At 45.5% G+C, this 20,905-nt stretch carries 21 protein-coding genes; 15 read left to right on the top strand and 6 right to left on the bottom strand.

The features are described from left to right. Positions 1–145: 145 nt before the first annotated feature. From ADM98_RS02385 to cbpA, 4 genes are all read right to left on the bottom strand, one after another. Positions 146–3,316 carry an efflux RND transporter permease subunit gene (locus tag ADM98_RS02385; protein WP_053452095.1) on the bottom strand — a complete coding sequence of 1,057 codons (3,171 nt, stop codon included), beginning with the start codon at positions 3,314–3,316 and terminating at the stop codon, positions 146–148. Between the two features lie 14 nt (positions 3,317–3,330). Continuing rightward, positions 3,331–3,888, bottom strand: a complete 558-nt coding sequence (locus ADM98_RS02380) for a TetR/AcrR family transcriptional regulator (RefSeq protein WP_053452094.1) — start codon at positions 3,886–3,888, stop codon at positions 3,331–3,333. A 172-nt stretch (positions 3,889–4,060) separates the two neighbouring features. Next, complete coding sequence (locus ADM98_RS02375) at positions 4,061–4,831, bottom strand: pyrroline-5-carboxylate reductase family protein (protein WP_053452093.1); 771 nt, start codon at positions 4,829–4,831, stop codon at positions 4,061–4,063. 60 nt (positions 4,832–4,891) lie between these two features. Next, positions 4,892–5,530: a cyclic di-AMP binding protein CbpA gene (gene cbpA / locus ADM98_RS02370; protein WP_053452092.1), complete on the bottom strand. Its 639-nt coding sequence runs from the start codon at positions 5,528–5,530 to the stop codon at positions 4,892–4,894. A 343-nt stretch (positions 5,531–5,873) separates the two neighbouring features. Between cbpA and ADM98_RS02365 the strand changes: the two genes are divergently transcribed. The 9 genes from ADM98_RS02365 (at position 5,874) to queF (ending at position 12,032) form a co-directional block, all read left to right on the top strand. After that, the gene (locus ADM98_RS02365; protein WP_053452091.1) at positions 5,874–6,491 is read left to right on the top strand and encodes a DUF47 domain-containing protein; all 618 of its coding nucleotides are present in this window, start codon (positions 5,874–5,876) and stop codon (positions 6,489–6,491) included. A gap of 16 nt (positions 6,492–6,507) precedes the next feature. Next, positions 6,508–7,512, top strand: coding sequence for an inorganic phosphate transporter (locus ADM98_RS02360; protein WP_053452090.1), 1,005 nt, complete (start codon positions 6,508–6,510; stop codon positions 7,510–7,512). A 131-nt stretch (positions 7,513–7,643) separates the two neighbouring features. Then, positions 7,644–8,459 (top strand): pyridoxine/pyridoxal/pyridoxamine kinase, encoded by an 816-nt coding sequence (pdxK, locus tag ADM98_RS02355; protein ID WP_053452089.1) that lies wholly within the window; start codon positions 7,644–7,646, stop codon positions 8,457–8,459. Positions 8,460–8,520: 61 nt separating this feature from the next. Then, positions 8,521–8,889, top strand: coding sequence for a YojF family protein (locus tag ADM98_RS02350; RefSeq protein WP_053452088.1), 369 nt, complete (start codon positions 8,521–8,523; stop codon positions 8,887–8,889). Further along, complete coding sequence (gene bshB2 / locus ADM98_RS02345; protein ID WP_053452087.1) at positions 8,886–9,536, top strand: bacillithiol biosynthesis deacetylase BshB2; 651 nt, start codon at positions 8,886–8,888, stop codon at positions 9,534–9,536. Before ADM98_RS02350 ends, bshB2 begins: the two co-directional genes overlap by 4 nt. Before the next feature lie 172 nt (positions 9,537–9,708). After that, a complete protein-coding gene (queC, locus tag ADM98_RS02340) occupies positions 9,709–10,365 on the top strand; it encodes a 7-cyano-7-deazaguanine synthase QueC (protein WP_053452086.1) in 657 nt (218 codons plus the stop codon). Continuing rightward, the gene (queD, locus tag ADM98_RS02335; protein WP_023469724.1) at positions 10,362–10,817 is read left to right on the top strand and encodes a 6-carboxytetrahydropterin synthase QueD; all 456 of its coding nucleotides are present in this window, start codon (positions 10,362–10,364) and stop codon (positions 10,815–10,817) included. Before queC ends, queD begins: the two co-directional genes overlap by 4 nt. Further along, positions 10,814–11,530, top strand: a complete 717-nt coding sequence (gene queE / locus ADM98_RS02330; RefSeq protein WP_053452085.1) for a 7-carboxy-7-deazaguanine synthase QueE — start codon at positions 10,814–10,816, stop codon at positions 11,528–11,530. The genes queD and queE overlap by 4 nt, the downstream gene beginning before the upstream one ends. 13 nt (positions 11,531–11,543) lie before the next feature. Continuing rightward, positions 11,544–12,032, top strand: a complete 489-nt coding sequence (gene queF / locus ADM98_RS02325) for a preQ(1) synthase (protein WP_023469726.1) — start codon at positions 11,544–11,546, stop codon at positions 12,030–12,032. Between the two features lie 53 nt (positions 12,033–12,085). Here the strand turns inward: queF and ADM98_RS02320 are convergent, their stop codons facing one another. After that, a complete protein-coding gene (locus ADM98_RS02320) occupies positions 12,086–12,367 on the bottom strand; it encodes a helix-turn-helix domain-containing protein (protein ID WP_053452084.1) in 282 nt (93 codons plus the stop codon). A gap of 311 nt (positions 12,368–12,678) precedes the next feature. Here ADM98_RS02320 and ADM98_RS02315 point away from each other — a divergent pair, with 311 nt between their 5' ends. From ADM98_RS02315 to ADM98_RS02295, 5 genes are all read left to right on the top strand, one after another. Continuing rightward, a complete protein-coding gene (locus tag ADM98_RS02315; protein WP_235504819.1) occupies positions 12,679–14,289 on the top strand; it encodes a PTS transporter subunit IIBC in 1,611 nt (536 codons plus the stop codon). An 86-nt stretch (positions 14,290–14,375) separates the two neighbouring features. Next, positions 14,376–15,179 (top strand): endonuclease/exonuclease/phosphatase family protein, encoded by an 804-nt coding sequence (locus ADM98_RS02310; RefSeq protein ID WP_053452083.1) that lies wholly within the window; start codon positions 14,376–14,378, stop codon positions 15,177–15,179. A 169-nt stretch (positions 15,180–15,348) separates the two neighbouring features. Next, entirely contained in the window at positions 15,349–16,761 is a 1,413-nt protein-coding gene (locus ADM98_RS02305) for a sucrose-specific PTS transporter subunit IIBC (protein WP_053452082.1), read from the top strand. Positions 16,762–16,872: 111 nt separating this feature from the next. Then, positions 16,873–17,730: a PRD domain-containing protein gene (locus tag ADM98_RS02300; RefSeq protein ID WP_235504818.1), complete on the top strand. Its 858-nt coding sequence runs from the start codon at positions 16,873–16,875 to the stop codon at positions 17,728–17,730. Then, a complete protein-coding gene (locus ADM98_RS02295) occupies positions 17,717–18,652 on the top strand; it encodes a carbohydrate kinase family protein (protein WP_053452080.1) in 936 nt (311 codons plus the stop codon). Before ADM98_RS02300 ends, ADM98_RS02295 begins: the two co-directional genes overlap by 14 nt. A 106-nt stretch (positions 18,653–18,758) precedes the next feature. Here the strand turns inward: ADM98_RS02295 and ADM98_RS02290 are convergent, their stop codons facing one another. Beyond that, positions 18,759–19,454: an alpha/beta hydrolase gene (locus ADM98_RS02290; RefSeq protein ID WP_082318475.1), complete on the bottom strand. Its 696-nt coding sequence runs from the start codon at positions 19,452–19,454 to the stop codon at positions 18,759–18,761. A 174-nt stretch (positions 19,455–19,628) separates the two neighbouring features. Here ADM98_RS02290 and ADM98_RS02285 point away from each other — a divergent pair, with 174 nt between their 5' ends. Further along, positions 19,629–20,885, top strand: coding sequence for a purine/pyrimidine permease (locus tag ADM98_RS02285; protein ID WP_235504813.1), 1,257 nt, complete (start codon positions 19,629–19,631; stop codon positions 20,883–20,885). Positions 20,886–20,905 lie beyond the last annotated feature (20 nt).

Here is a 20,905-nt window from a genome sequence, read left to right as displayed (position 1 = left end):
GTTCCAGATTTTCATCATGTTACAGTTATTTAACGTAGATCTTTTCTTGTAATACTTTTGTAATAAAACAAAAAAACAGATATGTAGAATGGCTTATTCTCACCATTTCTACATATCTGTCCGTTTTAGTGATTTAATCGTTTTTTCAAGAATCAATTGACTTCTTTTTTCGGAAACGTGCTAAGAATTCGTACACGATTGGAACGATAAGAAGTGTCAACAATGTCGAACTTGTAAGTCCACCGATGACCGTCACGCCTAATCCTTTTGAAATTAATGCGCCGCCTTCGAGTCCAAGGGCGAGTGGTGCCAGTGCGCCGATCGTCGCAAGGGCTGTCATCAAGATTGGACGTAAACGTGTACCTGCTGCATCGAGTAGTGCTTGACGCGTCGATAAACCTTCTGCTTCTTTATGAATGACACGGTCGATCAAGACGATCGCATTTGTCACGACGATCCCAATCAACATCAAGGCACCGATTAAGGACGATACAGAAATTGTCTCGCCTGTAATCAGAAGGGCAACGAGCCCACCGATGATTGCGAACGGAAGTGAGAACAAGATGACGAGTGGCGTCAATGCTCCTCCGAACGTAATGACAAGGACGAGATAGACGATGGCTACAGCTGCTGCCATTGCTAGACCGAGTTGTGTGAATGATTCTTGGATCTGTTCAGTAACTCCACCTTGCTCATACGAGACACCCGTCGGACGATCGATATTTTTGACGGATTTTTCAATCGCTTGGGAAGCTTCTGTCGCTTTGTCCGTTTTCAGTTCTGCTGTCACGGTAGCGACAAGTTTTCCATCGCGTTCGTTGAGCGAGTCAGGTGTCGTCCCTTTCTTCACTTCGACGAAATCGGATAATTTACGAACGCCAAGCGGTGTCACGACATCCGTCTCCTCCAAGTCTTGGATCGAATCATATGTCGTCTGCTCGTTTGGAACGATAACATCGAGTTCCTTCCCATCTACCTTAATAGTAGAAAGTGGTTTTTCCTCACCTTGGACATTCGCGATACCCTGTGCGAGTTGTGCTGTTGATACACCGAATTCAGCTGCTTTTTGCTGATCGACTTCGAACGTATACTGCGTATAAGCTTCTTTTAGATTTGTCGTTACTTTTCGAACATATTTCGTTTCGCCTTCAATCGCATCGACGAATTTCGGTGTAACTTTTTCTAAATCTTCAATGTTATTCGCGAAGATCGAGTACGATACACCTGATGACGCAGCTCCACCACTAAAGTCTTGCTCTTTCCATTCCCCTGTCGGAATATCAGCATTCAACTGCTTGATCGCTGTCTGTTTAACATCTGCAAAATCTTCTGTGTCCGGATCATACTGGACGATGAAGACACCTTGTTTTGTATTCCCTGGGTTCAATGGATTTTCTCCACCGACCGTGAATTGAAGATTATCAATATTTTTTTGTATGTTGAAATAATCTTCTGCTTGGTCAGCTGCTTTTAATGAATCATCAAGTGTTTGACCTGGTTTTGGATTGTACGTGACGTAGAGTGTTTTTTCGCCTTCTTGATTCAAGAAGTTGATACCAATCGTTGGTACAAGTGCAAAACTTCCGATCAATAGTAGGACGGAAAGACCAAAGACGATGAGTTTATGGTTCAACGACCAATTCAGCATACGACGATAGCCGTTCGCTAGCTTTCCGCCTTCTTCTTTTTCTGGTTTTGGTGCCTTACCGCGCTTAAAGAGCGAGTCCGCAAACATCGGAACGACCGTGACCGCTACGATCAAGGACGCGAACAGTGCAAAAACGACTGTCAATGCGAACGGTAAGAAGAGTTCTCCGACGAATCCAGTAACAAATCCGAGTGGTAAAAATACAGCAATCGTAACGACCGTTGACGATGCGATTGGAATGAATACTTCTCGTGTTGCACTGATGATCAGTTCTTTTCCTTTTAACTTTTCTGTCGGATCCGTCAAACGGCGGTAAATATTTTCGATGACAACGATGGAATCATCAACGACTCGACCGATTGCGACCGTCATTGCTCCAAGCGTCATGATATTTAAAGAAATATCCATCTGCTTTAACACCAGAATCGCCATCAGAAGAGATAGTGGAATCGAAATGACTGCGATGATTGTTGACTTGATGTTTCGAAGGAACAGTAAGATGATGACGATGGCAAATAATGCACCAATCAGTGCCTTGCTAATCATTGTTGAAACAGATTCCTCGATTGGTTTCCCTTGATCAAGTGTCACAGATGCATTGACTGAACCGTTTTCTTTTTCAAAGTCTTTAATCGTCTGCTTCACTGCGTTGACGACATCAACCGTATTTGCGTCCTGCGACTTTGTGACTTGAACACCAATCGATCGTTCGCCATTCGAACGAGAAATCGATTCTTCAATCCCTTTGTCTTCAATCGTCGCGACTTGCGACAACGTGACAGTTGGTACTTGTGTTGGTGCTTGAGTTGCTTGTGCCGACGCAGAACCTGTCGACGGTGTCGTTTGGGATGCTGCCTCTCCTGTTGCTGATGCCGCTTGTCCTGCTTGTCCTGCTTGTCCTGCTTCAGGAGTATTCGCTACTGGCGGTGTATATGGAAGACGAAGATCTTTTAATTCCTTGACCGTCGTTGCTTTTCCATCCAGTACGACCGCTTGTTCCTTATCCCCTAGTTCGTATAAGCCAAGCGCTAAACGTGAATCATTAGCTTGAATTAATTGTTTCGCATTCTCTTCTGTTAAACCGTAACGTTCGAGTTTTTTCTCATCAAATTGAATCTCAATTCGACGAATTTCTTGACCTGCGACTTGAACCGTTTGAGCGCCTTCGATTCCCTCAAGTTTTGGCTGGAGTTCGTTTTCGACGAGTTTCGTCAACTCAGATAGAGAGCGTTCCTTGTCTGAGACAGCGAATCCGATGACTGGAAATGCATCAAAGGAAATCCGTGAAACTTGTGGTTCCTGGACACCTTCTGGTAACTCTACGTTTGAAAGAGCTTCTTTTACCTTTTGCTCTGCCTCTTCCATATCCGTACTGAAGTTGTAGTCAATTTGTAAGTTCGATGCATTTTGGAAGGACGTCGAACGTACGGTATCGACGCCTGGTAAATTTTCGACCTTACTTTCAAGTTCTCGACTGACTTCATCTAAAACCTGTTCGGGTGTAGCACCTGGATAAATCGTCGTCACGGACACAGTTGGTGTCGTGATGTCTGGCAACGTCTCAAGCTTCATCGATGTTCCCGCATAAATGCCGGCAACCGTGATGATGATCGTCATGAGCCAGAGGGCAAACTTGTTGTTCACCGAAAACTGGATGATCTTTTTCATCGTATGGTTCTCCCTCACTCTTCAATTTGTTTATCTAATTGTCGTGCACGTTCTATTAATTGCTGAATCAATCGTTGTCGGACACTCGGTGACGGTGCACCAAACTGAAAATGCTCTGACAGTTTCAAACCGTCTAATGTAAAGCGAATCGATAACACTTCAACCGGATCCATCTGTTCTGTCAGTTGGCGGAAAAAATGCTCAACTTGTCGCTTTCGCTCCTCGACGAACGTCGCGTGATCTTTTAACAAGGACAATAAGTAAAGAAGCGCATCCATATCGAGATGGAACTCTTCTTGTTGCTGGATTTGCAGCGTCACGAACGCTTCCATTGGTCCCATCGTCAACTGATGCTGTTCATACAGTTCGAATTGACGTGCTTCTTGCGCTTCGATGACTCCCATCAGCAGCGCTTCTTTCGAAGCAAAGTGATACAACAATCCACCCTTAGAGACATTCGATTGTTTCGCGACTTCATCGAGCGTTAGTTGCGTAAAGCCTTGATGTAATATGATCGCCGTCGTTGCTTCGAGAATCCGGCGACGTGTCTCTTGTGCTTTTGCACTAGCCAAAAGTCTCCCCCTTTTCTTATTTGTTTTTTACTGTACCGTCTGGACGGTTTCTTTTTACAGTGTACGGATTCTCATTTCGAGATGCAATCGCTTTGCTTATGTTTCACGTGAAACTTTCGTGAACAAAAAAAACGCTTACGTCTCTCATTGTACGTAAGCGTTTTTAAGTAGATTATTCGTCTGCTTCTCGTGCACTTTCTCGTAACGCCGCTTGCATCGTTTCGAATAGATGACGCTCCCGTAGTACTTGTACCCCACGATCCGTCGGTCCACCAGGTGCCGCAACATCTGCAATGAGACGATCCGTACTCGCTTCGGATCGCATAAGAATTTCAGCCGAACCTTTCATCGCTTGAGCAACAATCCGACGTGCATTTCCTGAGTCAAAACCAGCATCCGTTAAAACAGGTACCATGCCAGCTACGATTTCATAGAAGAAAGCAGGACTACATCCAGCCGCCGCCATGAACGCTGGCATCGTTGCTTCATTTGCCTCTGCAATCTCTCCGACCCGTTCAAATAATGCCTCGACTACACTTCGGTTCTCTTCGTTCACACGTGAGCCGAACCATAGTCCAGTCATTCCTAGGCAATGCGAAACCGGTGTATTCGGCATGGCAGCGACTGTCGGACATTTTGCCAACTGTTCGATTTCATTCGGTGTGATATGTGCTGCAATCGAAACAATCGTCTGGTTCGTCCATTGTTGACTTGCTACGTAGTCGAGAACGCCGCCTGGTTGCATACCAAGCATGACGATATCGTACAAAGTGACGTCTTCCTGTTCGACCGTCTGAACACCGTGTCGTGCTGCTACTTCCGTCAGGCGTGTTCCACCACTTCGATTCGTCATCGTAATATCTTCTCGGGCAAATCCAGAAGCGACCCATCCTTGAACGAGCGCCTCACTCATTGCGCCAGCTCCTACTACTAATAATTTCATCGTCTATCCTTCCTTTCCCTCAAAAAAAGACCAGTCATGAACTGGTCTTGTGCGGGTCCATTATACACGAACGGCTAAATCTTCGACAGCGACGACACGAAGTCCCTTTTCGTCGAGCTTCTTGACGATTTTCTTCTTCGTCTTTTCGTCACAATCCGTCGGTAACGTAATCAATACCCGACGCATGACACTACTTTTTGCATCAAGCGTCATGAGACTCGCAACTGTTGAATACTTGTTGACGATCTTCGAAATCTTCTCGAGTGCCCCTTTTTGTTCACTTAATGCTACTGTCAGAACGTAACTTCCAGAATCACGATTCCACGCTTCTTCAAGCATTCCGAGCATCTTTCCATGCGGTAAGATACCGAAGAAATGACCATCATCATTTAAGACCGCAATATACGGTAATTCTTTGATCGAGAAAAAGACTTCAAAGAAATTACTTCCTGTATAGATATATTTGGATGTATTCTTAATCAGCGACATGACGTTATCGTCTAAACTGCCACCATTCATCCCATGCCGATAGATATGCATTTTATAGATGTTCCCCTTGAAGTCTTGGCCTGTTTGATCAAGAACAGGAACACAACGATATCCGGTCTTTTCAAGCGTGTCGAGTGCTTCGCGGATCGTTGCGGTTTCAGAAATCGTGACACATTGATGCTTTGGGATACATAAACTTTGAACGAGCATAATAAAAACCTCCTCTTTTACCTACTTACGCAGACTTAATCATACCATTCGATTTTCGTGCGCTATATCCTCTTTTCCCACTTCTCATGCGATTCTACTCTTACAATCACAAGACAATCTCTTGCAATTACAATACAATACAACCAATTTCAACAGAGTACATAATACAACGTCTATTGTCAGACAATTTATTAAATCTACAATCCTCTTCACATTAAGATTTATTAAGATTTCGTAAAGACGCTTCATAAATGTATTCTTTTACAATATCGTCTGCTACAATCGAACTCGTGAAGTGACTTCACTATATTCTATTCTTGTTCTTAATATGGAGGCAGAAGAAATGTTTAGTAAAAAACAAGATCCATTTGCAGTGAAATTATCAGAAATCGCAGGACACTTAAAAACGACTTCGCAATTCTTCGTTGACTTTAAAATCAACGGCATCGCGGATGTAAAAGAATTTGCCCATAAAGTAAAAGACTTCGAAACAGCTGGAGACGACTTGATGCACCAGTTGATCATCGACTTGAACAATGCGTTCATCACACCGATCGACCGTGAAGACTTACTCGCGCTTGCTAACGCACTCGATGACGTCTTAGACGGATTTGAAGAATGTTCAGCTATTTTTGAAATCTACAATATCGTTCAAGCAGACGAACACATGATCAAATTCGTCGATGAAATCAACATCGCTGTCTCAGAACTCGCAATGGCGATGGATCTTCTTGTTGCCCGTAAATTGCAACCGATGCGTGAACACGTCATTAAAATCAAAGAACAAGAAACGATTTGTGATAACTTACGTCGTAAATCAATCAAAGCATTGTTCGCAACAGAAACAGATCCAATCAAAATCATTCAATACAAAGAAATTTATGAATCGCTCGAATCAATCGCGGACTACTGCCAAGATGCAGCTAACGTCATTGAAACGATCATCATGAAAAACGCTTAAGTGAGGAGCTAACGAGATGGATAGCCTGTTTATTATCACCGCCATAATCGTGATTCTCGCACTTAGCTTTGACTTCATCAACGGTTTCCACGATACGGCGAACTCAATCGCAACTGCTGTATCGACTCGTGCTTTGAAACCACGTCATGCCATCGTTTTGGCAGCATCGATGAACTTCCTAGGTGCGATCACGTTCACTGGAGTCGCAAAAACGATTTCCGGTGATATCGTTGACCCGTCAACGCTTGAACATGGGAGCTATGTCGTCATCGCTGCCTTACTTTCAGCGATTGCCTGGAACCTTTTGACTTGGTACTTCGGTATTCCGTCAAGTTCGTCGCATACACTGATCGGTTCAATTGCCGGTGCCGCTGTGGCATCTGTCGGGTTCGGTGGAATCGAAGCAAAAGGCTTCTTGAAAATCGTTCAAGCCTTGCTCATTTCACCAGTTCTTGCATTCACACTTGGTTTCATCGTCTATGCAATCTTTAAGGTCATCTTTAAAAAAGGGAACTTGGCGAAGACGAATCGTCGCTTCCGTCATGTTCAAATTGCAACTGCTGCTTTGCAGTCGTATACACACGGTACGAACGACGCACAAAAAGCGATGGGGATCATTACACTCGCCTTGATTTCGTCTGGTTTCCAAACAGATCACGAAGTTGCTACTTGGGTTAAACTCTCTTGTGCGATTGCAATGGGTCTCGGAACATCTGTCGGCGGATGGCGCATCATTAAAACTGTCGGTGGTCAAATCATGAAAATTCGTCCAGTCAATGGTGTCGCAGCTGACTTAACATCAGCAGCGATCATCTTTGGGGCAACAGCGATTCATCTTCCGGTTTCGACGACACACGTCATCTCTTCTGCCATCTTGGGTGTAGGTACATCACACCGTAAGAAAGGTGTCAAATGGGGAACTGCCCAACGTATGCTCATTACGTGGGTCATCACATTGCCGATTTCAATGGCTTTAGCTGCTATGATTTACTACATTCTCGACTTCTTATTCATTAAATAAAGACTTGCCCCACCTAGTCAAAACAGGTGGGGTTTTGTGCATATTAAAAGCGTCGACAGTTGTTGTTTTTCCCATAATTCGCTATGATGAAGAGCAAGAAGGATTGTCTATTTCTTTAGGAGGAATGCCCCATGACAAAACGTAAAGCCTTAACGATTGCTGGTTCCGATACGAGTGGTGGAGCTGGTATTCAAGCTGATTTGAAAACATTCCAAGAACTTGGTGTCTATGGAATGAATGCCTTGACGGTCATCGTCGCACAAGACCCTGATCACTCTTGGCACCATGCGGTTTACCCAATCGACACAGAACTCGTCCGGACACAAATCCACACGGTCCTTGGAGGTATTGGTGTTGATGCGATGAAAACGGGAATGCTCCCGACTGTCGAAATCATTGAAGCTGTTGCCGAAAAAATTAAATCTTCTGGCGTCCAAAACGTCGTGATTGATCCTGTCATGGTCTGTAAAGGCGAAGACGAGGTGTTGAACCCTGATACAGCGAATGCGCTTCGTGATGTTTTGACACCGCTTGCGACTGTCGTTACACCGAACGTCTTCGAAGCAGGACAATTGTCTGGTCTCGGCAAAACGCCGTCAACGATTGACGAGATGAAACTCGCAGCAGCGCGGATTCACGAAAAAGGTGCGCAATACGTTCTTGTCAAAGGTGGCAGTAAGATTGACCATCCACAAGCAGTTGACGTGCTTTATGACGGAAAAGAGTTTATCCTGATTGAGGACGAGCGAATCGAGACACCGTACACGCACGGTGCTGGCTGCACGTACTCTGCAGCAATCACGGCCGAACTCGCAAAAGGTGCATCGGTAGAAGCTGCTGTCCGTACAGCAAAATCTTTCATCACTTCTGCGATTCGTCATTCATTCCGTTTGAATGAATACGTTGGACCAACTGATCACGCTGCACATCGTACAGTCCAGTCTTGATCCGCTCAAGAAGTCCGCGATATCCGCGGGCTTCTTTCTGTATAGGAGAGGAGAATAATTTATGCAAGCCATTGATTTACAAGAGATTCAACGCTATATCGACGCGCATGCGAATACACCGTTATATGTACATGTCGAAACGACGAACGGGGCATACGCCACGCACCAAGATCCAACATTCCATAGTGCAGGTATGTTTTTCCGTAACGCGGAAATCACTTACGAACGCGGTTTGATCACAGGAAACGGACCTTACCGGATTGGTCTTAAGCTAGCACATGGTTGGTTATATGGAGAAGGCTTGACCGACTTCGAATTCGCTGGTGATCAATTGTTGATCGCGGGACATGATGTCGAAGGACGCCTTGCAATTGCTTTTGAACTCAGCCCGACTCCATTCGCTCTAGGTGCAGAGGAGGTAGACGCATGACACACGAAGATCATTTACTTGTCGTCTTCCCTCACCCGGATGACGAAGCATTCAGTTCTGCCGGAACGATCATCGAACACGCAGAAAATCGCGGTCCTGTCACGTATGCTTGTTTAACGCTTGGTGAGATGGGACGCAACATGGGACGTCCTGTCTTTACGAACCGGGAACAGCTCGCGACGATCCGGAAGCGTGAGTTGATCGATGCTGCTGAAAAAATGAAAATCTCGGATCTCCAAATGTGGGGACTTCGCGATAAAACGGTTGAATTCGAGGATGAAGCGGCGCTTGCTGACCGGATCCTTGCCTTGATTCAACAGACACGACCGACTCGTTTAATTTCATTCTATCCGGGTTACGCGGTCCATCCCGATCATGAAGCGACAGCTCGCGCCGTCGTTCGTGCACTTCGGATGATGGATGCTTCCGATCGCCCAGAATTCCTTGCTGTCGCTTTTGCAAATAATACAAAAGAAGAGCTCGGAGAAGGAACATTCATTCATGATGTCAGTGCCTACACGGATCAAAAAATTAAAGCACTCGAAGCACATGCTTCACAAACAGGTGGACTGATGAAAGTCATCTCGCAAGACTCGAACATTCGTGACCTGCTCGTCAAAGAACGTTATTATCACTATCCGCTGTAATCTTCTTTTTAAGAGATGCGTATCGTCAGATCGACGATACGCATCTCTTTTTTTGTCTTCTTCAGAAAACGTCGACTTTTCGAACGGCTTCTGCTAGTGTGAATAGTTGAGACTACGTCTCCGGAGTTCGTAACCTCCTCCGTTATAAAAACTAGGAATGGAAGTGTACATTATGAAAAAAGAACGTGCTCTTGTCGTCTTTAGTGGCGGCCAAGACTCAACGACTTGTCTGTTTCAAGCATTGAAACAGTACGAAGAAGTCGAAGTCGTGACGTTTAATTACGGACAACGTCATGCACAAGAACTCGAAGTCGCACGCGACATCGCCTCAGAGCTCGGTGTCAAACACCATGAGCTTGATCTCTCTCTTCTCAGTCAACTAACGAGTAACGCCTTGACTGACCACAGCCAAACCATCACGACGAACGAAGATGGTCTCCCTTCTACTTTTGTAGATGGACGGAACCACCTGTTTCTTTCGTTCGCAGCCGTCCTTGCTAAAGGACGTGGGATTCGTCACATCGTTACTGGCGTATGTGAAACGGACTTTTCCGGTTATCCCGACTGCCGTGATGCCTTCATCAAGTCACTGAACGTGACATTGAACCTTGCGATGGACTATCCATTCGTACTTCACACGCCACTCATGTGGCTCGACAAAAAGGAAACATGGGCGCTTGCTGACTCACTCGGTGCGTTTGATTTCGTTCGGAATCGGACATTGACGTGTTACAACGGCGTCATTGGAGATGGTTGCGGTGAATGCCCAGCCTGTGAATTACGTAAAAATGGATTAGATGCATACATCAAGGAGGTTCAACACACATGACATTCAATTACGAAGCACCCGAAACGGTCGAGCGCCCGACTGGCGACTCGCTTATCTATACAAAATCTCGCGTTATGATCGTCAAAAAACTGACGTTCGACGCAGCGCACCACCTCTATGATTACGATGGAAAATGCCGTGCGCTTCACGGTCACACATACCATGTCGATATGGGGATTAGTGGTTTTCTGGATCACCGCGGTATGACACTCGACTTTGGCGATCTTAAAAAAATCTTTAAAACGCATCTTGAGCCGCTTCTCGATCACCGCTATTTGAATGAATCGTTACCTTACATGAATACGACAGCTGAAAACATGGCGGCGTGGATTTTTGAGACACTCGGTCAACACCTTCCAGACGAACGTGGACTTCGTGTCGAATTCGTCAAACTCTATGAGACACCGACTGCTTTTGCTGAAGTCCGTCGTGAGTGGATGAACGAAGCATGAGTGCCTTAACGAAAACGCCAAAAATTCCAGTTCTCGAAATCTTCGGACCAACGTTTCAAGGAGAAGGACGCTCGATTGGTCAAAAGACGATGTTCGTCCGGACCGGTGGTTGCGACTATTCCTGTTCGTGGTGTGACTCTGCCTTCACATGGGATGGTTCTGAAAAACCAGAACTGTTAACGGCTGAGACGATCATTGAACGCCTTGATGCGCTCGGCTCTTACGGACATGTCACGATTTCTGGCGGGAATCCGTTACTTCATGCTTCAATCGGTACATTGGTTTTAGCATTAAAAGAACGAAATATCACGATGTCGGTTGAGACACAAGGTTCCTACTGGCAAAATTGGTTACTCGATATCGATGACGTCACGCTCAGCCCTAAACCACCTTCGAGTGGGATGAAGATTGATTTTGATCGTTTGGATGTCTTTTTCAAACGTTTACCGGAACAACAACGCGCCGTTAAAATCGTCATTTTTGATGAGGCAGACCTTGACTTCGCAGCGATGATTTCAGAGCGATATGCTTTAAAAACACTCTATTTATCACTCGGAAATCCCGATCCGCACGAAGAAGGAACGATCGCTCCACGTATGCTACATGATTTAAAAACACTATGGGAACGCGTTGCTCGTGATGAACGCTTTAATCATGCACGTGTCCTACCACAACTACACGCCCTCGTTTTCGCGAACGATCGTGGCGTCTAAGGAGAAATGATTCATGCGCCCTGAAGATTTAAACGACTTATCGTTACTCGGCCAAAAAGCCGTCCCATACATTTTTGAGTACCAACCTGAAGTTCTCGAAGCATTCCCGAACCGTCACCCGGAAAATGATTACTTCGTAAAATTCAATGCACCAGAATTTACGAGCCTTTGCCCGATCACGAATCAACCGGACTTCGCGACAATCTACATCTCGTATATCCCGGATGAAAAACTCGTCGAATCAAAGTCACTCAAATTGTATCTATTCAGCTTCCGCAACCACGGTGACTTCCACGAGAACTGCATCAACGTCATCGGAAAAGACCTCGTGAAGTTGATGGAACCGCGCTACCTCGAAGTATGGGGGAAATTTACGCCACGTGGTGGAATTTCGATTGACCCGTACTACAACTATGGGAAACCTGGTACAAAATATGAGCAGATGGCAGAGCACCGCCTGTTTAATCACGATCTCTATCCTGAGACTATTGATAATCGTTAAGCAACTAAAAGAGGAACAGTGGATTTTTCCACTGTTCCTCTTTTTCATACATATTAACTTGATGGGATGTCAATCAAGGTCGTATTGTTTTGCTGACGGATGACTTCAGGTGGCCAGATGTGTCGAAGCAAATGATCCGAAGGAACATGTAAGGCACGAGCCAGTCGCTCAATCATCGAAAAAGACGGATGCGCAATGCTATTTTCGATACGTTGAATCATCTCGGGTGTCGTTTCGGTCAATTCAGCCAGTGTATGCTGATCGAATTGGTGACGTTCTCGTAATGTACGAATCCGCTGACCATACTGCCCGATTGGTTGAATCACTTCTTTCATCCGCCAAACATCCTTTCTTTTTTGAAACCAGACAACGTTCACTGTAGTCTTATTCCCACTTTTTTAAAATTTGAATACCTTTCCGAATTAACATTTTTCTATCGAAATTTAATTTCAAATATTTTTCTTATAAAACACTAGCTTTTTAAAAAGTTATCGCTTACAATTCTATATGCAAACGGTTGCATTAATCGCTTACATTATTGCACTGTTCTTACACACATATTAGAGAAAAAGAGATAAAAAAGGAGTGAATGATCTTGAAAAATGCTATTTCGTTCGATTTTTGGCAAAAACTCGGTAAAGCGTTGATGGTCGTCATCGCTGTCATGCCTGCTGCAGGTATCATGATTTCGGTCGGTAAATTGATCGGTATGTATGGTGGCGACATCGTATTAATGCAAACGATTGCTCGGATTGTTGAGGATTTAGGTTGGGCTATCATTACGAATCTCCACGTCCTATTCGCCGTCGCGATTGGTGGATCGTGGGCAAAAGAGCGTGCTGGCGGTGCCTTCGCTGCCTTACTTGCTTTCATTCTGATCAACCGTGTCACTGGAGCTATCTTTGGTGTCAACGCCGCAATGGTCACGGATCCGAAAGCAACCGTCAATTCATTACTTGGTTCTGAGCTTATCGTAAAAGATTATTTCACTTCTGTACTCGGTGCACCCGCACTGAACATGGGGGTCTTCGTCGGAATCATCTCCGGTTTCCTAGGTGCTGTTCTCTTTAATAAATTTTATAACTTTAGCAAGCTACCGGATGCGCTTGCCTTCTTCAACGGAAAGCGTTTCGTCCCATTCGTCGTCATCGGTGGATCGGTAGTTGCAGCATTCGTACTGTCACTCGTTTGGCCGTTCGTCCAAGGATTATTGAATGACTTCGGTCGCTGGATCGCCTCTTCGCGTGATTCCGCACCAATCGTCGCACCGTTCGTTTACGGAACACTTGAACGTCTATTGCTGCCGTTCGGTTTGCACCATATGTTGACTGTACCAATGAACTACACGGAATTAGGTGGAACGTACAAAATCCTGACAGGTGCTGCTCAAGGATCAACCGTTGCAGGACAAGATCCGCTTTGGCTCGCTTGGATCACTGACCTTGTCAACTTGAAACAAGCTGGCAACACACAAGGATACAATGATTTAATCAACAGCGTCGTTCCTGCCCGCTTCAAAGAAGGACAAGTCGTCACGTCACTTGCCTCTTTGATTGGTGTCGCTGTCGCAATGTACATGTCAGTCGATGAAGATAAGAAAAAGGCGTACAAGCCGGTCTTCTTATCTGCTGGACTCGCCGTCTTCTTAACAGGTGTCACAGAGCCGATCGAATTCATGTTCATGTTCATCGCTCCTGTTCTTTATGTCATCTACGCTGTATTGACGGGTGTGGCTTTCGCACTTGCTGATATCATGCATCTTCGGATTCATGCATTCGGTGCGATTGAACTTCTGACACGGATCCCATTGATTGCAAAAGCTGGATTGATTGGTGACTTAATTCGTTTCATCGGTGTCTGTGTCTTCTTCTTCTTCTTGAACTTCTTTACGTTCCGTTTCGTCATCAAGAAGTTCAATTATGCGACACCAGGTCGTAATGGGAACTATCTGGACGATATCAACGTATCAACTATTGAGGCTTCAGGTGAGGCTGCTGCGACATCCGCTCCTGCTGATGGTTCACAAGCTTCACAAATCATTGATTTACTTGGTGGACAGCAGAACATCGAGGATGTCGATGCCTGCATGACACGTCTCCGTGTTACCGTCAAAGATCCAGCGCTTGTCGCAAAAGAAGCAGACTGGAAAGCAAACGGTGCACTCGGTCTAATCCTTAAAAACAATGGCGTGCAAGCCATCTATGGTCCAAAAGCCGATATCTTAAAATCAGATATCCAAGACCGGATTGGCGCATAAACCTGCGCGATTAGGGAACTATCTAAAGGTGAAGCTCTTTCATAAGAGTTTCACCTTTCTTATTTGAAAAATCAGGAGGACCACTCATGCGTCTACTCACACTAAACTGTCATTCATGGCAAGAAAATCAGCCACTCGAAAAATTAAACCAGATCGTCCAACAAATCCTCGCTCAAGAGTATGATGTCATCGCGTTGCAGGAAGTTAGTCAATTGATGGATACACCGATTGTCCATGATGATGTGCGCAACGATAATTTTGCTTATTTAATCCAGCAAGCCTTAAAGGAACAAGGTCACATCTACTCCCTCGTCTGGGATTTCGCCCATATCGGATACGATAAATACGAAGAAGGACTCGCCTTGTTGACGAAACACCCGATCTTGAAGTCGGACAGTTATTATGTCAGTCGTAGTCAGGATACACTCGATTGGAAATCACGGAAAATCGTCCGTGCCACGATCCAAGTCGACGGAACACCAATCACGTTCAATACCTGCCACCTCGGCTGGTGGGCAGATGAAGTCGAACCGTTCCAGGAACAGTTCAACCACTTGATGGCTCGGATGGATCCACTCGAATGGACGTTTTTCCTCGGTGACTTCAACAACGATGCCTTAGAACGAAATACAGGGTACGACTATATGGTGCAACGAGGATTACACGATGTCTTCCTCCTTGCAAAGGAAACAGTCGGGATTGAGACAATCAACGGCAACATTGATGGCTGGGAAGATAATCAACAAGGATTACGAATCGATCTCGTCTTATCGAATCGTAAGATTGATGTAGAACGCGTCGGTGTTGTGTTCGATGGGGTTCACGGTGCCGTCGTTTCTGATCACTATGGTGTTGAGGTTGATATCTTGATTCAAAAAAATGAAAATTGATTGTTGACAACGCTTTCTTTTCTCCTTTATGATGAAATCAAATCAATAGTGCGGATTGTGACAGTACGGCTGGCAAGACCGAAATGACACCTCGTTAGGAGAGGTGTCATTCGGTCTTGCCTTTTTTTTGTCTCATCTCGCACGTTTCACGAAAAAGGAGGACTTCCCGATGGATTATCAACAAACTGCTAAACGTGTGCTCGAACTCGTCGGTGGACGCGAGAACATCATCACTGCTGCTCATTGTGCAACACGCTTACGCCTTGTCTTGCACGATGAATCAAAGGTCGATCAAGCGGCACTTGAGGACTTGGATGGTGTCAGTGGTGCATTCTCGAGCTCTGGTCAATACCAGATCATCTTCGGAACGGGTACCGTCAATAAGGTATTCGCTGCTTTTGCACCGTTAGCTGGTGTACAAGTCGATGGAGAAGAACCACTCGACGTCAAAAAGGCTGCGTCTCAAAAATTAAATCCGTTCGCTCGTCTTGCTCGTTCCCTTTCGAACGTCTTCGTTCCACTCATTCCGGCAATCGTCGCTGCTGGTCTCTTGATGGGGCTACTCGGTATGATCAAAGCATTCGGTTGGGTAAATGGCGATTCGCCAATCGTCCAATTGCTCGATATGTTCTCGTCTTCTGCCTTCATCATCTTACCGATTCTAATCGGTTTCTCGGCAGCTCGTGAATTTGGCGCGAACCCATATCTCGGTGCCGTCATCGGGGGAATCATGACGCACCCGTCCCTCTTGAACCCATGGACGCTTGGTAACAGTGATCCTGAAGTCATGAAATTCCTCGGTATGAACATCGAGTTGATCGGGTATCAAGGAACAGTCTTCCCGGTGCTCTTAACGGTTTGGGTTATGGCAAAAATCGAACAACAAGTCCGGAAGCGGACGCCAGAAACACTCGATCTACTTGTCACACCATTCGTCACGGTACTTGTCACTGGATTCCTAGCCTTGATCGTCATTGGTCCGATCGGAACATTACTCGGAAAAGGGATTTCATTCGTACTCGTCTTCTTCTACGAACAGTTCTCGGTCGTCGCTGGTCTTCTCTTCGGTGGTCTTTACTCGACAATCGTCATCACAGGGATGCACCACAGTTTCCATGCAATCGAAGCAGGTCTACTTGCCGATAAGAGTATCGGAAAGAACTTCCTTTTACCAATCTGGTCGATGGCAAACGTCGCTCAAGGTGGCGCTGGACTTGCTGTTTACTTCTTGACGAAGAACGTGAAACTCAAAGCACTCGCCCTACCGTCTGCATTCTCGGCATTCTTAGGAATTACAGAACCTGTCATTTACGGCGTCAACTTACGTCTCGGAAAACCGTTCATCGGTGGTGCGATTGGTGGCGCAATCGGCGGTGGTTATGTCGTCTTGACGCAAGTCGCTGCAAACGCCTACGGATTGACGGGAATTCCGATGATCGCAATCGTCGCGCCACTCGGTGCTACGAACTTGATCAACTATCTCGTTGGGTTCGCAATTGCTGTCGTCACTGCTTTCGTCTCGACTGTCGTTCTTATGCGTCTTGATGCACGGAAACAAAAAGAAACGGACGTTGCTGCTTAATCCTTCATGCGACCAGACCGAGTCCACTGACTCGGTGGTCGCATTTGTCGGTTCGCAAAGGATCAGAATTCGCTTTATAATAAAGAAAAGAATGGAAAGGAGGACGTCAGGCTGATTATTCATAAAATCCTTAATAACAATGCTGTTGTCGTCAAAGAAAATGGACAGGAACGGATTGTCATGGGACCTGGAATCGCTTTTGGAAAAAAGAAAAAAGACCCGATTCAAGCGACGAAGATTGAAAAAATGTTCATCCCTTCATTTGAAAATGCGGAACAATTCAAAGAAATTTTAACGACAACACCACTTGAGATCATTGATTTATCGGAACGGATCATCTCGCATGCAGAAGGTGAACTCCAGACGCCGTTTCATGACTATATTCATGTCAGTCTGACGGACCACCTTGCTCATGCCGTCCGGCTCGCACGTGAACAACTCGTCGTTCATAACCGATTAGCTGAAGAGATTCGCCTTTTATATGGACCGGAATACGCAATCGGGGAATGGGCAGTTCTTGAACTCGAACGTGCCTTACAGGTCACTCTCCCAAAAGAAGAAGCAGCGAATATCGCGCTTCACTTATACAATGCACGCCAAACCCATCCGAACATGGCAACTGCACTGCAGGCGGTCACGTTACTCAATGAACTGCGCGAACAGATCGAAGTCTTTTTTGGACAAACCATCGAAACCTCATCGATGACGTATTATCGTTTCTTCACGCATATGAAATTAGTCCTTGCCCGAATCGAACAGGGAGAAACACTACACGACATGGATGATGTGATTCTATCTGCCGTCAAAACTCGTTACGCCGATGCATATGCCTGTGCGAGTCAGATGGGGAATTGGCTAACGATCGAACTCGAGACGCGTGTACCGGAATCAGAAATCGGCTATATGGCTTTACACATTGAACGAATTCGTCCCGATCTTGAAAGGAGTTCTACGTATGAAAATCTTTAGTTTAGGGGAAGCATTGATTGATTTGATTCCTCTTGATGCCGAAAACATGACATTTCAAAAAAATCCAGGTGGTGCTCCTGCTAATGTCTCTGTCGGACTCGCTCGTTTAGGTGCTGACAGTTATTTTCTTGGAGCCGTCGGAAATGATTCGATGGGACATTTCTTAAAGGATACGTTACATCACTACGGCGTTCGTACTGATCATCTCGTCCACGATGCGACACAAAAAACAGGACTTGTACTCGTTACGAACGGTCAGGATGGTGAACGATCGTTTGAGTTCATTAACGCAGAGCGCGCCGATATGAATTTTCATGAGACACACGTTCCAGAAGACTTCTCCTCTGTCGACTTATTGCACATCGGTTCGATCTCTTTGATCACCGGTGAAGCAGTCAAAGCGACACGAAAAGCAATCGAACGTGCCAAAGCACATCAAGTACCAGTCTCGTATGATCCGAACTTACGAGAATCGCTCTGGCCAAGTCTCGACGACGCACGAACGACGATCCGGTCTGTTTTACCGGATGCTCAAATCGTCAAGCTTGCTGAGGAAGAGTTGACGTTTTTGACCGGACAAACGGATCTTGATGATGGGGCTGCCGAATTGTTAGCAGAATATCCGATCCGTCTTCTTGCCATCACGCGAGGAAGTGAAGGATCGATTCTCTATACGGATCGTGCGATGGCTGTCATCGATGCGATTCCTGTCGACGCCATCGATACGACAGGAGCTGGGGATGCTTTCATGTCCGGTTTACTCTACCAGTGTGCGTTACGCGATTTTTCGTTTGATTGGTCTGAAGATGAACTTCGTGATATCGGTCGATTCGCAGCGATTTCAGGTGGACTTGCTGCTTCTGTCAAAGGCGCGATGGCTGCTTTGCCAACGCTTGACGAAGTCGCGCATCGCTTGAGTTAAATCGATAAATCCGTAGAAAAAGGATGGAAAGTTTCCGGACGCAGTGCCGGAATCTCTCCATCCTTTTCGTTTAATCAATGAATTGTTTCTTCCTAAAGAAAATCAATTAAGGCGTATCGATAAATTGTTTGATTTCGTCTAACGACTCATCTTGTTGCTCTTTTGGCGTCAATGGACTACTGTTGTCCCCTTTTTGTGGACCGTACATACCAAAGTTCGCATGGTTTCCTTGTTCGATTTCATGGAAGATCGCATCTTTTCGAACGTCCTGTTTACTTTTTTCAATATCAGCGACTGGTAAGACACCATCTCGCCCACCATAAATCGTCAAGGAAGGCACATCAATCGAATCAATCGGATATGAGGCGAGGAAAATCATTCCTTTGATTTTTGGATTCTGTTCGACGATCGTTGAAGCTGCACTTCCGCCGAGTGAATGCCCTATCAGATACCACCGTTTGACTTGTGGATAATCCTCGATGATATCAAGTCCTTCATTTGCATCAAGCAAGGCAATCCGAAACGGTAGCTTCGGTATGATGACAAAATGCCCGTCTTTCGCTAGTTGATTGCCGTAATAACTGTAGGCAGCAGCATCGACTTTTGCCCCTTGATAAAAGATGAATCCGACGTCACTCGTCTCTTTTCCAAACGTCACTTCACGTGGAGTTTCCGTCTCCACGTAAGACACTGCTTGCTGCGAAGCATCATAATCGAATTGTGCCCAAATCATAAAGGCAAATATGAGTAGCGCAAGTACTGCAACAATCGTTCCAAGGATTCGTTTACTCCATTTTTTCATGTTATTCCCTCCCTATAGCATTATACTCACTATTATGTGTTAAATCACATATGAAAACAAATAATAGAATTTTCAGTCATTGTAAGCATCCCTATCTCTTTTTCATGAATTGGTTTAAGATAAAATCAATATTGCTTTTTTCGAAAGGAGATTCACGTTTTGCCGCGTACCCTTGTGTCTACGATTCAGTGGTTTTTATTCATCATCTGTACCAACATTGCCCCGCCCCTCGCTATCGCAGCATCGTTTGAACTCTCGGGTGCCGAGACGCTATCCTTCTTATCTCGTTGTCTATTCGTATTTGCCATCTTAAGTCTATTTCAAGTCCTGCTCGGACACCGTCTGCCGATCATGGAAGGTCCTGCTGGAATTTGGTGGGGCGTGTTCGCTCTCTATTCATCGATTGGTGTCACGCTGTACGGCAGTTATTCGAACACGTTGCAATCGCTTGGATTCTTACTCCTACTTAGTGGAATCATCTGTATCGTCTTGACGGTGACAGGTGTCTTACGACGCTTAGTTCCGCTCTTCACTCCCCAAGTCATCGGTGTTTATATGCTATTGTTGTCAGCACAACTTTCAGGTTCCGTCATGAAAGGATTGCTTAATATCGAAGATGGACGAATTCAAGTATTACCTGCGGTTATCTCGATTCTAACCGTCTTGATCTCGCTTTATTTAGAACGGAGTGATCGCTTACGCCAATACGCTTTATTGATCACCTTACTTGTTGGTTGGAGTATGTTCGCGCTGATTGGACGAGCTGAAATGCCAAGCTTCGATGGTCCACTGTTCACTTTACCGAGTCTATTGCCGTTCGGTGGTATTCATGTCGATTGGAGTCTGTTACCGACTGCCCTCATCATTTCGTTACTCTTGATGACGAACGTCTTAGCAAACATTAAAGTCATCGAACGAATCATCAGCGCGAAGCGCGGTGAGACGGTTAAAGGACAAGTTGGTACGGCCGGTATCACTGCCGGCATTGGTCAACTATTTGCTGGTCTATTCGGAACGGTTGGTCCTGTTGCCATTTCTGGAACAGCTGGATTCATTGCCTCAACAGATAACACAGACCGCAAAGCCTTCATATATGCAAATATTACATGTCTCTTCCTCAGTATCGTGTCACCATTCGTCGGATTGATCGCTAAAATTCCCGTCGCCGTTGGTTATGCGATGGTCGCTCCGATCGTTGCCGGTATGGCAATCATCGGTGTCACCGAAGCAGCCCGTGATTTAAATCGCCAAACGGCGATGATCACGGTCGGTCTTCCGGTCCTTGTTGGCATTGGTGCGTTGTTATTACCAAAAGGCGCAACGGCCGATTTACCACCACTCGTGACGACTCTGATGTCAAACGGTCTCGTTCTCGGAACGTTAGTCGCTTTGCTCGCAGAAGGATTACGTCATATCCGGACGAACGACTGATTTGTCATTTTTAACATTAT

Source organism: Exiguobacterium sp. BMC-KP, from assembly GCF_001275385.1.
Lineage (GTDB): Bacteria > Bacillota > Bacilli > Exiguobacteriales > Exiguobacteriaceae > Exiguobacterium_A.
The sequence above is the reverse complement of the archived record's forward strand: the minus strand, read 5'-3'. Positions and strand labels throughout refer to the sequence as shown.